The following is a 13,186-nucleotide window of genomic DNA, read 5'->3' as shown; positions in this document are numbered from 1 at the left end:
TTCAACGAGGATTTAATAATTCCTTCATCAGATTCATAAAAGGGCGGAAAAAGTAACTACACTAATTATCAAACGGTTCCGCCCTTTATGCATTATCTTTTATATTTTATCGCTTTGCGCTGCTTATTTACCTTGCAGATACTCATGTATCGATTGAGCAGCTTTCTTGCCGGCACCCATTGCTAAGATAACCGTAGCCGAACCAGTAACTATATCTCCGCCTGCCCAGACTCCTTCTTTTGAAGTCCTGCCATCTTCATCGGTTTCAATATACCCATACTTGTTGAGCTTAAGACCTTCCGTAGCCTCAATTAGTAGAGGGTTTGGACCGGTCCCTATGGCAATCACTACCGTATCCATATCCAGGGTGAATTCCGAACCTTTTATGGGAACCGGCCTGCGTCTGCCCGAGGCATCAGGCTCGCCAAGTTCCATTTGAATACATTCCAAGCCTTTTACCCATCCCTTTTCATCGCCGATTATGCGGGTTGGATTTGTCAGGAATTTAAAAATAATTCCCTCTTCCTTAGCATGTTCAAACTCTTCTTTTCTTGCAGGCATTTCTGATTCCGATCGTCTGTAAACTATGTATACCTCTTCAGCTCCCATTCTAAGAGCAGATCTTGCCGAGTCCATAGCTACGTTGCCTCCACCTACAACTGCTACTTTCTTGCCAACCTTCACCGGTGTATCGGTTTCAGGAAATTTGTAGGCCTTCATGAGATTTATCCTCGTTAAAAATTCATTAGCCGAATATACACCTAGATAGTTCTCCCCGGGAATTTTCATAAACTTGGGCAGGCCTGCACCTGTTCCTATAAATACAGCCTCATATCCCTTCTCGAAAATATCATCTACTGTCAATACCTTACCCATAACCATATCTGTTTGTACATTTACACCAAGTTTTTTTAAGAAATCTACTTCTTGCTTTACTATTTCTTTCGGTAATCGGAACTCAGGTATACCATAAATCAAGACTCCGCCAGGTTCATGAAAAGCCTCAAATACTGTAACATCATAGCCTAGCTTGGCTAAATCTCCGGCGCAAGTAAGACCTGCAGGACCGGAACCTATTATTGCCACCTTTTTACCTATGGGATTAGCTCTATCAGGAATTTTTACCCCCTGCTGCCGCTCCCAATCAGCCGCAAATCTTTCAAGTCTCCCAATGCCTACCGGGTCTCCTCTTTTTGCCAGTACGCATTTTTGCTCACACTGTTCTTCTTGAGGGCAAACTCTTCCGCATACTGCCGGAAGACTATTGGTTTCTTTTATAACGCTTATGGCGCTTTCAAAGTTTTTTTCTGCTATATGTTTAATAAAACGAGGTATTTGAACCTGTACCGGACAACCTTCCATGCATGAAGGTTTCTTGCAGTTTAGACATCTCTGGGCCTCATTTATTGCATCTTCTTCTGTATAGCCTAGGGCAACTTCATTAAAGTTTTTGCTGCGCAATTTTGCATCTTGTGAAGGCATGGGGGTTTTTGTTTTGCTTCTGTTTATTGATGGCATTTGCAGGCACCCCTTTCGCTATGATATTTATCTAATGCTAATTTTTCTTCGCTTGTATATGTTTGGAGCCGTTTCATAAGTTCATCGAAATCTACCTTACTTCCATCAAATGCAGGACCATCTACACACACAAACTTAGTTTCTCCACCCACTGTCACCCTGCAGCCTCCGCACATGCCTGTACCGTCTATCATAATTGGATTTAAGCTGACCATTATAGGTATATTATATGGTTTAGCAATTTCTGTCCCAATTTTCATCAGTATTGGCGGGCCTATGATAATGATTTCATCAAATTTTTCTCCCTGCTCAAGCAGCTCCTTAAGAACTACAGTGACAAAGCCATGACGCCCTTTTGAACCGTCATCTGTGCACACATATGTTTTATCACTGACCGCCTTTATTTCTTCTTCCATTATAAGCATATCAGCTGTTTTTGCACCAATGATGCTGATTACCTCAGCTCCATTTTCATGCAGCATCTTGAGTTTTGGATATAGTGGGGCTACTCCAAGTCCTCCGCCAATTCCGAGGACTTTTTTGTGGTTTGAAAATTCTACTGCCTTGCCTAATGGACCTACAAAGTCTGCCAAGTAATCCCCAGCTTTAAGTGTTCCTAGTTCTTTGGTTGTTTTGCCCACTTCTTGAAATACTATTGTTATAGTGCCCTTTTGTGTGTCATAGTCAGCTATCGTAAGGGGGATTCTTTCTCCACCTTCTTTTATCCGCAGGATTATAAACTGCCCGGGCCGGGCTTTTTGAGCTACTAGCGGCGCATCTACAACAAACTGTTTGATAGATGGTGCTAGGTCTTTTTTGTCTATTATCTGAAACATGGTAAACCTCCTTAAATTTTAATATATTTTATATTAGTTTTTATTTTTCGGCTCAGACTTAAAATAAAGATTTTTTGCAATTACTTCAACACTTAAAACATTTAATCCTGTCATATGTTCAATCATATCGGTTACTTTCTTTTTTACCTTAGTAAGGACTGGCTGCATTTGTATACCATACTCAACAGATAGCTCAAGTTTTAATATAACTCCATTTGCATTGTTTTCAATAAAAACTCTCCCTCCAGGACCGATTCCCGGCACCTGTCGAGCAGTATATAGAGCAATCTGATTTACAGTAGTATCGTTTATGGTATACCTGCCCATATAGCTGTAAGTGGGTCTTACAACGGATTTTTCCTCCAACATTTCCGGATATTTGCTCTTTCCCTTTCTAAATATTCGTAAAGGGTCTAAAAGAAATCCGGAAAAGTCTTTTTTTATTTCCAGAGTAGGGACGGGGATTATATGTTTCCCGGTTGTTTCGCGTATCCTGATAGCAGTGTTAATTTCCCTCGGTGAAGAAACATCTTCTATTTTGATAATCTGCTCCGGCATTGGTATATCAAGAGTTTTACATATTACTTCAATCATGGAATATGACGTGCCAAGAATAAGAAGGCTGTCTACCTTCATCTCTGAAATCTTGCTTTTTACTTCATCTGCATGTGCCGGATCTTGAAAGATAGCTCGACGAATCGCTCCTACCCGTGTAGTTTCCCTTTTAGCCGAATAGCCGGCAAGCACCCTGCTGCCATGTATAAGAAGACCGTCATCTATTATAAAATTTATTCCATTTCTTTTTGCGACTATTTGAGCTTTATGGCTTTTGCCTGTACCGCTCTTTCCTATGAGAGCTAAAGTTCGCATGATTGTGCCTCCAAATATGTATCTCATTTATTATATCATCTTTTTAAAGATATTTGTATACATGATAACTGTTATCTTGCCATATAAACTTTTAAATTGAATTTCATTGATTAATTAAAAGCATATCAGCTAAGATATAAATTAAGACCCTAATGACATAAGGGTCTTAATTTGCTATACAATATACAGATAAAAACAGATGTATGTTAATTCATTTTCACAGGTTCAAAATTATTTTCTAAAGTATCCCAAAACGATGGAGTAGTATAGCCTAATCTCCATATGGCAATACCTTTTAAGCCCTTTTGCAAAACCATTTTAGCCTTCGCATCTATCGAATAATCGCTTTCCATCCAAACTTCGTGTATCTGTCCATTCTCATCGGTGTATTTTCCGTTAAGAAGTCCTGAATTTTGATCAAGATTGAGGTTTAAACCATATTTTTTCAAAAGTTCATCGGCGAATTTTAAGTAGGTTGCACCGTTGTTTTCTAAAATAACAGTGCTTCTTCCCCCATTAGCCCAATCATATCCGTAACAGCCTATACCTAATACTATTTTTTCTGCCGGAATGCGGGCTATGGCATAATCTACAACTTCCTCCACCCAATCGATTCCCGATTGGGGACCGGGTGTACCCGGATTCTTGTCGTAGGCCATTAAAACTGCAAAATCACAATACTTGCCAAGTGTTACATAATCATATCCCGGTCTCCAATCAACTTTTTCAGTCTTAACTGGCAGTGAAAGGTTTAACGATTTGCCTCGGGCTTTTAAGTTTTCGTAAAGGCTCTTTATAAATTCATTGAACTGCTCCTTTTCTTCACTCGTTACAGCCTCGAAATCAATATTAACTCCATCGAAACCTTCGCTTTCAACTGTTGCAATTATCTGGTTTATCAAGCCTGCTTGAGATTCAGGAGTTGCCAATGCAGTTTGAAGCCTGGTTTTATCGCTTTCAAATACAAGCATGTGAATCTCTATGCCATTTTCTTTAGAGAGTTTAGTCACGCTGTCATAACCCTCAGGAACATTTATATGGCGCAAATTATCTTTATTAGTTAAGCCGCCGCTATCGTCTAAAGTGTACCATTTAACTGCTATAGCCGACATTTTATCAAGGTTTTTTAAAAAGTCTTCATAAGATTGGGAGTAGTAATAGCCCATTATGTATTTTGAAGGCTTTTCGCCCGTATTTATCACAACCGTTCGAATGGCATTATCCCACATAACCGTAGCTCCAAAAGCTTCGCTAAAAAACCTTATAGGTATCAAGGTTCTATTGTCTTTGAGTACAGGAGGCATGTCCAATTCTACAGGAGTTTGATTTACATAGGCTGTATAGTCTCCAATACGCAGGATTACTGTTTTATCTTCCTTATAAGCCGTAACAGTTTTGGTCTCCTGATCCCATTCGACTTGAGCGCCAAGTGCTTCGCCAATTTTCCTAAAAGGCACTAATGTGCGATCATTTTCTATAATCGGCGGCACATCAAAGTCCAAATTCTCTCCGTTTAATAATACCTTAACCTGGGCTGCAGCCAAGCAAGTTTTTATCGGTACAAAAATTGCCGAAATAAGTAGGGTAATAAGAATACATGTAATAAACTTTCTCCAACTTCGACTGCTAGTCATATTTATCTTCCTTTCAGATAATACAAATCTTTTAAGTAAGAAAAACTGCGGCATATACTTGTCGATAAGGACTTGTTACATGCCGCTTATACGTGCATAATTTTTTGAATATTATACATCCTCCTTGTTTTTATGTACTCCGAACGTGAAAATATGCAGCACTATTTAATTATAACACCTCTTTTATGGAAAGTGGCTAATTAAACATAACTGTAATGTTTTTGTAATATTTTATCGGTATTTATCTTATTAAGCGAGCAACACCATTCCCGTCCATATGACCTTTGTCGGCGAAAACTCCACTTTTATTCCTGTGTTCTTACAAGTCGATAACACATCGATGCCCATGGCTTCCATTGAAGGTCTTGCCTTTTCCCGATGCAGGCACTTAGCATTAGTATCGTTTTCTCCCGGACAATCCTTGCATAGTTTACATGAACCTCCAATTAATCCTGCTGCAAAAGGAAATCCAAGTGAAAAAGCCTTTTTTTCTAATTTATAAATAATATCATGAAGCTGCAATGCCCACCGATCCGTTTCAGGCTCCCAATTATCTTTATTTACTATGGCTCCTTCTAATTGTACTAAAACAGCCATATAGTAGTTTGATAAAATCTTTTTAAATTCATCCACGCCGGGAGTATGCGGAGGGCACATAAGCTTTCCTCCATAATCCCTACAACCTGAATAGCTGCACTGAAATCTTACTCTTTCATCCACTACAATATCTCTTGAATGTATTAGCTTTGCCTCGACAATACCGTTAAAACTTAATGCCATATCTACTAATTCCTTGGCTTTCTCGACTTCGGCCAACATATCCACTCGATATTACCTCCTCCACTAATTTTCAGTTTCATTATATGATATTTCCCCATAAAATTACAAATGAATCCAGCCATTGATTACGTCAAGGACGCTTCGAGTATTTACTTTTATATAAATTGTGTTATAACATATGAATCGGCACTGCAAGATGCGGTTGCCCATTTATCGAGTAAGGTAAAGCCGAAGTAATTTGCTTCGGCTTTATCCTTCTCACAGAACCGTACGTACGGGCCTCGTATACGGCTCCTGATAAATCTCAGTAACTACTCTCTGTAGTTATGCAAAATGCCGACTTTATATTTCTCCAGATTTATTAGTCTAAGTTCATCAAATCACGCATTCGGTAAGGCCATGCTTATTAGTGGACTAGCTGAGTTTCTCCATGTAGTCATGGATATTTTCTCAAACGAGCCCCTATAACCCCTTCGGTGAGAAATTTCTTCATTAGTTTTAGGATGCTGCCATCACTGATCCTTCGGTTAACTCTTTTGAGGATTAGCTCATGGTCCAGTCGATCAAAGCATTTGGATAGATTCATGCCTACCACGTGCCTTAGACCGTATTTGTTCATGAACATTTCTGCTTTGGCTACCGCCTGATGGCAGGAGCGTCCCGGCCTGTACCCATAGCTTGATGGATGAAAGTCGGGATCAAAGATTGGTTGCAGAATGTTAAGAAGGGCTTGTTGGACTACCCGATCTTTTCGGTGGGTATTCCAAGCGGGCGTTTGCTTCCACGGTCACCCCACACCACTTCTTCCCGCCCTTGTGTCTCCACTCGTTTGGACTTACCTTTATGCAGGATGATGCCGGGCTTCTCCGGTTAAGTTTGCCTGCCTGAATTTGAATCCATCCGTCCAAATTCCCCCTTCAACTTCCTTCAGACACCACCGTTAGCCAGTGATGCCCTTGCTTACGGGTTATCTTTCTGCTGGTTAGGCGATAGGGTTTCTTTCAACCCATCGGCTTGGTAAACATGCCGGACGAACATATATCGCCGAGGCGTATGCCCCGGTGTAAGGAAGATTTTTGATGATGACAGCAATCAGAATTTCCAAAATCAGAGAATATTGCGGTCGTTCTATAAACAAGCGTGGTGAAAAGCAACATAAAGAATTATAAAGGCAGCGACTTTGACCTGAACAAATTCAGCGAAGGCACTGCATAATATTGCTTTGCCGACCGCATTGTAGAAATCACACTGGAGGACTACCTTTCAGAGAACCCTAGCAAGTCGGCACAGACTTTTATGGAGTCTGATAGCACCAGCCGGATTGCATATAATACCTTTGCTTCGTTTTCAGACTCTGCACTGGGTACATACAATTGTCCATGGGTGTGACACCGCGCTCAATCAGTTTTATGTATCCTGTACTTAATTTTACGTATCGTTAAGATTAACTTGCGAAATACTTTTGACATACAAAATAAAATTAACCAGATTGCAATTATATTTCCTATGAATTGTATAGGATTAATTAAAATACCAAAAAGAAATTCGGAATTCTGCTTGTTTAGAGTAATAAATGTGTCAGGAAATCCGAAATAGTAAACATTTTCTAAATCACTTCTTGTTACTGTGAATGCCCCTAAAATAATGGAGATTACCATTGCGAGGATGAATAGTTTCCCAATGTAGTGTCTTGAAGAATTTTTCATTTTTCACCTCGAAAATTATAATATGGTTATATATAATTAGTATACCATAATAATGAGGGTGGATACAATTCCTAGATGCATCCTAGGTATGTACCCACCCTCAATTTCTGTTCTGCCAATTCTACTAGGGCCAAGACATTTACAGCGACTTAGATTGTAGTGTTGATACTAAGTAAATCTCATGACAATATTATTTACCGCACTGATAGGGTGGGGCTTGTTAGCGTTTCATTAAAAGACGCACCTACAGGAAATCCCCATATGTCCAGACCAATGAGCCAAGTTTCGGTCACTTTAATTACTGCATTTATTCCACCTTTCGAGGTTGCAGAACCGCTTCTGTGTGTCCAGGTGGCCCCGACAATACCTGTCATATAAGAATCAGTTACAGATATATTTGAAGCTACACCATTGTTATAATAAAAACGAACTTCTGCATTAGTGCGTGAAAGCAGGCTAGTGTTGCCGCCCCCCCACCACCAACAAGTATTTGTATACCATCCTGTGTTTGCTGTGTTGGCTCTGGTGGTGTGATTTTCAGATTGGGGTTTACTTTGTCCAAATTGTGTGGTTTCGGCTCGTTTCACAAGAAGTTCTTTGAAATAGATTTCAACTTCATACAAAGAATCAAACGTAATCAAATCTTGATTGCTTGACTTTGTTTGCATTAATGGTGCAAAGGTGATATCTGATCCGAAATCAATAGAATTTAGATAATTAATCAATTCATCCATGCTCATTGTAACAGGTTTACTAACGTTATTAATATTGTTAAGCTGTTCAGCCGCAAAAGCAGCGCTTCCCATAGACATTGTCATGATTACGCTAAGTAAGATGGTTAACATTTTCTTTAACATTTTAGCTCCTCCTCGTATTTTTGTAATAATCTCATCTCTGTCTATAGAATACACTATCACGTTACGTGAAAGTCAATACTTTTATTTAATTATTAAATTTTCGTCAGCTATTAATCTTATTGTTTTGTTTTGGGCGGAATTGATCTTTCCTCTATCCATTCGACATTTGTCCGCTCATACAGGATAAAATCTTCGTTTCATTTTTATGGTACATGTAGCCTTTAATCTATAATCGCTTCAAAGTTGTCCTATAGGGCATTGGCTTTATGCAATGCTTTGACAGACTGATTCCGGCCTAAAACGAGAAACACCTCACTTTTTTGTTAAAAAGCGAGGTGTTTCTATGAAAAACGAGGGCCTTGAATTCTCCATTCAAAACCCTCGCAAAGCCGCATAGATACCGGACTTTTCAGCCCTGCATCAATTTTGACCTAATCTTCTGGTGCGCCTGGAGGGACTTGAACCCCCGCAAAACCCGGCTCCGGAGGCCGGTGCTCTATCCGCTGAGCTACAGGCGCATAGCGCTTATGCTACATATAAAATGATACCTCAATTCTCATTGCAAGTCAATGATTTAACTATCGCTTTTTACATTGCCTTTATTGGAGCTTTTATACATATAATATGCAATGCCCATTACAAGTGGTGTAAACCACTGTGTCAGCGTTACCACTCCCAAGCCCCAGCGTGGATTTACATATTTTATTAAATACACCGGGTTTTCCCTCACTGTCTCTTCTATAACAGCTCTAAGCAGTTGGTGATACCAAATAAATGAACAGAACTGATATCCCGGAGGAACCTCCTTTTTTTGGAGATAAATATATCGTATCAGCAGTATCAAGCCGATGGAAGAACCTATAAGCTGAGCCGGCCAACGGCCAAATGAAAATTGAGTCATCCTGCCTAAAACTTCTTGATTAAAAATATTGGCTATTCTTACAAGGAAATACCCGAAAGATAAGCCAACCACTGTCCAATCAGCCAAAACATAAGGGTTTACTCCGTTTTTCTTACAATAAGACCAGCCGGCTAAAAGGCCGCCAAGAAGTCCGCCATGCCAAGCCAAGCCGCCTTCCCATATTTTTATCACATTCAAAGGCGCCGAAATAAACCATTGCGGGTAATTGCACAGTACAAACATCAGTCTTGCCCCTATTATCCCTGCAATGATTACCGTCATAGCAAGGTTTAGTAAAAAATCTTCATCAAAACCCTTCTTTTTGCCCATCTTTAATAAGTGATACGAACCCACCAAAAATGAAATTGCCATGAATATTCCGTACCAATGCACAGCGATAGGCCCTATCTTAAAAGCATAGGGACTTAAATCAAGCAGCATAAATAAACCTCCTTGTAAAATAAAAATATCCAGGTAATGGATAACCCACCTTTAGGCTCTCTTATATTTAAGGTTTTATCAGTAAAATAGCGTGTAAATACACTAGTCAGCCTACAATTTCCCTTGGTTGTTTTACAATATATGTTCCAATGCTTTTAGCTATAAGTTTATCGTTATAATATATTTCACTTTCGGCAAATATCAACGTGCGACCCTCTTTAATAACTCTGCCCACAGCGATAAATTTGCCATCAGTGCCGCCTGGAGATAGGTAATTTACTTTCATCTCCACAGTTAAGGGATTAACACCCAGTGTCATTGCCGAAGCACCCATGGCTGTGTCACATAAACTGGCCGTTAACCCACCATGAATTATACCGTTGCTGTTCAAAAATTCTTGCTTTATATTCAGCTCTATAACTGCCTTGCCCCTTTCCACCTCAACCACTCTTAATCCTAATTTCTTGTCAAAAGGGGAATTTATATTTTTCAAAAAATCAATTGTTACTCCATTGTTTGTGGTCATAGACAACCTCCGTTTTAAAAAGCAATTGTTTTTCTGTATTTTTATATAGTATCTTGACATGCTTGAGTAAATATGTTTCTACTTTAAAAGTAATCTTGTTTTATAATATTAGCAGAATACCGCTATAAAAACAAGAGCAGCACAAAAATGAGAACACTGATTCTACAGATATAAAAAAATCAAAGCATAAACTTTGATTTTTTATTAATAAATTTTAATTTCAGCGCAGAAAGCAGCTCACATAAAGCCAATTTTTGCTAAGGAGAATAAAGGAAAAATTATAAACCGGCTTTTGCCGGTTTATACTGCCACACAGCTTACTTTATTTTTATTTAATATCCTGTCAATACGTTCTTTTTCGCTAATGATGCGTTTTTCCTGCGGATCGTATGCATATAAAGCCCCATCAACCAACTGTGTTACTAAATCTCCCTTAGCAGCAGGATTTCCTCTAAGATGTGGCGCATCAAGTATTCCGATTTCCACAGCTTTAGTAAGAGTGGCCGGATCTGTCAATGGGTCCTTTACATCAGGACTTAATGCCCTTATAGCTTGTAAGGTAATACTCGCTTCTTCGATCAGCTCATTCTTTCGTTCCTGTATCTTGGAGTCTTTAGTAATATCCACAGCCCCCAACATCGTGTTTCTGATAATGCCCCGCACTATTTTGCAGCTTTCGATGACATCGTCGGCAGTTGCCGCGTGGTGAGCTTCACAGTAACCTACAACATGATAAATATGCGGCTTTATGGCCATAGCAAGATAAGCAGATGCTGCAAGCTGTCCTTTAGCCTGAGCAAGATCCGCAGGCAAGCTGGCAATACCTGCCCGAGCCTGACGGTATACGGTAAAGTTTTCATCTTGCAATCCCTCTATCATTTCAATTTTTGCTAGCATTTTTGCAAGATCCATTGCCGGTGAGATGGAAGGGGGAACGTTGAACATATACTGTGCAACATAATCCTTAACTCCCATTTTCTTGGCATTATATGCCGCCAAATATGCAGTGACCACACCTATCGTGTCATGAGCATCTCGCAGGCTCCAATGGTGGGACTCATTAACTTCAACCGGGATTGACCGCTCGCCGTGCCATTTCATAACCTGCTGATTTTCTCTAATGGCTTCTTCAACCGTGCGGGGACCTCTACGGTCTAAAACACTGTACCAGTAAAGTGGAACCGCACACCATGCATTTTTTATGGTTTCATTTAGCATCTCTGCGAATGGAATAAGGTCTTTAGTTCCACTATAGCAACGAAGGATTGGATAATTTCCACGGCGGGATGCCTCATAGATTGCTTCAAAATCCTCTCTGGAACGCAGTGGCACACCGCCCGCACCGTCCAATCTATGATCCATCTTCTCTTGTTCAAAAAAGTGCTCTTGTGCATTTTGGTCCGGTGCTATTGATATAACGTCTAAAACTTTGGATTCAGCTATTTTCTTAATGGCATCAATGGTTTCCTCCAGTGAAGGTAAACCAATATGATGGCGCAATATCGGATACGGATATTTTGACAAAATCCTTGAAACAAGGTCTTGTGGATAGTCATCGCTCTTTGTAAATGTAACACCTTTTAAGAATCCAATCACTTCATCGGGGTCTTCTGTTCCATTAAAGATAAAGTTAAATATCCCGCTTTCTTCAGCAACTTTAGCCGTAGGTTCGGTCCCACCGAAAATCCACTTTACATCCTCTAAGTGTTCAAGAGATATTTTTTCCTTTAGTTCTGCTAAGATTTTTTCCAGCGGTTCAGGTGTAAGTCTATAGCTTACTCCGACATAATCAGGTTTTTCCTCTTTCACAGCTTTGATAAGTTCATCAATGGAAATCGCAGCTCCCAAGAAGTGGGTACTATATCCTTCCCTTTCTGCCAGAGATAAAAAATTCATTATACCTGCAACATGGACACAATTGCCTATTGAGGCAGCAATTACTTTTTTCATCATGCTACCACCTCCTCATCTTCACTTGAAGTAGTAATCACTTCTCCTGAGTGAACAAGCTCAAGAATTTGTGATGCAGTCATACCCTTTAGGCCAAGTTTTTCGACTGTCCTGCCTTCGTCTAGGAAGTTTTTTCCCGTTATAATATTGGCCAATCTAATAATGGTGTCTATGGCAGGAGTTTCAACACCGAGTTCTTTAGCAATAGATGCAATAGGAACCAGACTGCATGGCACATCTTCATATATATATCGCGTATCTAGGCCTTTAGGTGCTGTAAGCCCCTTATAAGCCGGGTTGTTCTGAATTGCTTCATAAATGGTATCGCCCTTTGCTCCATATGATTCCTCTAACCACTGTCTGGCTGAAACGGCTTTTACGCCCAGCAGCGTAGCCACCTTCATTCTTTCGGAATCGAGCTTTTCAAGCATTTGACCTATTGATGGAGTTATACCTTCAATGTAATACTCAAAAGTCTGTCCTCGCTCAATATGACCACTGTTTAGCAATGTCGGTGCAGGATGAAATATTGCACCAAAATTGTTGAGACTGGTTTCCATTACATTATCAGCAGGAGTAAACTGAGGATAAGCCCCGGATAAAAGTCTTATGACTTCTTCTGTGTGTATAGCCGGAATTGTCGCTAGGGCTACCTCGTTTTTTACGCTGAATATCTTAGCGCTTTGAGGTCCTGTTGCTCTGCAGGCATAGATAAACGTTTGAGCTTCTGCAACCACTACTTCTTTTTGGCATCCAAAATTTCTCAAGGTTTCATACACCTCTAGTGCCCCACCGGTGCGGCCTGGATTTAATACTATAATCTGACCATCTTCCAAGTAGGGTGCCATTAGCCGAGCTAAGTCATAATGACCTGTAGCAGGTGTGGTCACCATTATGATATCCTTTCCCTGTATAGCCTCTCTAAGATCGCTTGTGACTAAATTGAGTACTCCTGTACCTTCTATGGAACCGCTTAAGTCAATACGAGGATTATCTATTAAGTTTTGAATTTTCGACTGAGTTCTGTTGTAAAGACTAACTGAAAAACCTTTATAGGCCAAGTAACCTGCCATGGCCAATCCGCCATTACCTGCACCTACAACTGCATAGCTTACATCCATAGGGCTCATCATCACAATACCCCTCCTTTTTAATATATTTTTGGAC

General features: G+C 40.0%; 10 protein-coding genes, 1 tRNA gene and 1 pseudogene. All 12 read right to left on the bottom strand.

The features are described from left to right. Positions 1–123: 123 nt before the first annotated feature. The 12 genes and pseudogenes from gltA to TEPIRE1_RS01815 all read right to left on the bottom strand — a co-directional run bounded on the left by gltA (position 124) and on the right by TEPIRE1_RS01815 (position 13,152). Positions 124–1,518: an NADPH-dependent glutamate synthase gene (gltA, locus tag TEPIRE1_RS01875; RefSeq protein ID WP_013777497.1), complete on the bottom strand. Its 1,395-nt coding sequence runs from the start codon at positions 1,516–1,518 to the stop codon at positions 124–126. After that, positions 1,506–2,354, bottom strand: a complete 849-nt coding sequence (locus TEPIRE1_RS01870; protein WP_013777496.1) for a sulfide/dihydroorotate dehydrogenase-like FAD/NAD-binding protein — start codon at positions 2,352–2,354, stop codon at positions 1,506–1,508. The genes gltA and TEPIRE1_RS01870 overlap by 13 nt, the downstream gene beginning before the upstream one ends. A gap of 33 nt (positions 2,355–2,387) precedes the next feature. Further along, positions 2,388–3,224, bottom strand: a complete 837-nt coding sequence (locus tag TEPIRE1_RS01865) for an Asp23/Gls24 family envelope stress response protein (protein ID WP_013777495.1) — start codon at positions 3,222–3,224, stop codon at positions 2,388–2,390. 206 nt (positions 3,225–3,430) lie between these two features. Next, on the bottom strand, positions 3,431–4,858 hold the full coding sequence (locus TEPIRE1_RS01860; protein ID WP_013777494.1) for a stalk domain-containing protein: 1,428 nt from the start codon (positions 4,856–4,858) through the stop codon (positions 3,431–3,433). Positions 4,859–5,107: 249 nt separating this feature from the next. Further along, positions 5,108–5,677 (bottom strand): DUF2284 domain-containing protein, encoded by a 570-nt coding sequence (locus TEPIRE1_RS01855; RefSeq protein ID WP_231848353.1) that lies wholly within the window; start codon positions 5,675–5,677, stop codon positions 5,108–5,110. Positions 5,678–6,101: 424 nt separating this feature from the next. Continuing rightward, positions 6,102–6,421, bottom strand: a pseudogene (locus TEPIRE1_RS14360) (reverse transcriptase domain-containing protein); the annotation flags it as partial. A gap of 1,117 nt (positions 6,422–7,538) precedes the next feature. Further along, entirely contained in the window at positions 7,539–8,201 is a 663-nt protein-coding gene (locus TEPIRE1_RS01840) for a hypothetical protein (RefSeq protein ID WP_013777491.1), read from the bottom strand. Between the two features lie 440 nt (positions 8,202–8,641). Next, positions 8,642–8,719: transfer RNA gene (locus tag TEPIRE1_RS01835), tRNA-Arg, on the bottom strand. Between the two features lie 56 nt (positions 8,720–8,775). Further along, positions 8,776–9,543, bottom strand: coding sequence for a prolipoprotein diacylglyceryl transferase (locus TEPIRE1_RS01830; protein WP_013777490.1), 768 nt, complete (start codon positions 9,541–9,543; stop codon positions 8,776–8,778). A gap of 106 nt (positions 9,544–9,649) precedes the next feature. Continuing rightward, positions 9,650–10,069, bottom strand: coding sequence for a PaaI family thioesterase (locus tag TEPIRE1_RS01825; protein ID WP_013777489.1), 420 nt, complete (start codon positions 10,067–10,069; stop codon positions 9,650–9,652). Positions 10,070–10,369: 300 nt separating this feature from the next. Continuing rightward, entirely contained in the window at positions 10,370–12,022 is a 1,653-nt protein-coding gene (locus TEPIRE1_RS01820; RefSeq protein WP_015294880.1) for a cobalamin B12-binding domain-containing protein, read from the bottom strand. Next, a complete protein-coding gene (locus TEPIRE1_RS01815; RefSeq protein ID WP_013777487.1) occupies positions 12,019–13,152 on the bottom strand; it encodes an NAD/NADP-dependent octopine/nopaline dehydrogenase family protein in 1,134 nt (377 codons plus the stop codon). The genes TEPIRE1_RS01820 and TEPIRE1_RS01815 overlap by 4 nt, the downstream gene beginning before the upstream one ends. Between the last annotated feature and the right edge of the window lie 34 nt (positions 13,153–13,186).

The organism is Tepidanaerobacter acetatoxydans Re1 (assembly GCF_000328765.2).
In the GTDB taxonomy this organism is placed as follows: domain Bacteria; phylum Bacillota; class Thermosediminibacteria; order Thermosediminibacterales; family Tepidanaerobacteraceae; genus Tepidanaerobacter; species Tepidanaerobacter acetatoxydans.
This window is presented reverse-complemented; position numbering and strand designations above follow the sequence as displayed.

What these genes read in the sequence shown, in the direction of transcription:
- TEPIRE1_RS01840 (WP_013777491.1), bottom strand. Translation starts at nt 8,201, where the DNA reads ATGTTAAAGAAAATGTTAACCATCTTACTTAGCGTAATCATGACAATG.
- TEPIRE1_RS01825 (WP_013777489.1), bottom strand. Translation starts at nt 10,069, where the DNA reads ATGACCACAAACAATGGAGTAACAATTGATTTTTTGAAAAATATAAAT.
- TEPIRE1_RS01865 (WP_013777495.1), bottom strand. Translation starts at nt 3,224, where the DNA reads ATGCGAACTTTAGCTCTCATAGGAAAGAGCGGTACAGGCAAAAGCCAT.
- TEPIRE1_RS01820 (WP_015294880.1), bottom strand. Translation starts at nt 12,022, where the DNA reads ATGATGAAAAAAGTAATTGCTGCCTCAATAGGCAATTGTGTCCATGTT.
- TEPIRE1_RS01815 (WP_013777487.1), bottom strand. Translation starts at nt 13,152, where the DNA reads ATGATGAGCCCTATGGATGTAAGCTATGCAGTTGTAGGTGCAGGTAAT.
- TEPIRE1_RS01870 (WP_013777496.1), bottom strand. Translation starts at nt 2,354, where the DNA reads ATGTTTCAGATAATAGACAAAAAAGACCTAGCACCATCTATCAAACAG.
- TEPIRE1_RS01830 (WP_013777490.1), bottom strand. Translation starts at nt 9,543, where the DNA reads ATGCTGCTTGATTTAAGTCCCTATGCTTTTAAGATAGGGCCTATCGCT.
- TEPIRE1_RS01855 (WP_231848353.1), bottom strand. Translation starts at nt 5,677, where the DNA reads ATGTTGGCCGAAGTCGAGAAAGCCAAGGAATTAGTAGATATGGCATTA.
- gltA (WP_013777497.1), bottom strand. Translation starts at nt 1,518, where the DNA reads ATGCCATCAATAAACAGAAGCAAAACAAAAACCCCCATGCCTTCACAA.
- TEPIRE1_RS01860 (WP_013777494.1), bottom strand. Translation starts at nt 4,858, where the DNA reads ATGACTAGCAGTCGAAGTTGGAGAAAGTTTATTACATGTATTCTTATT.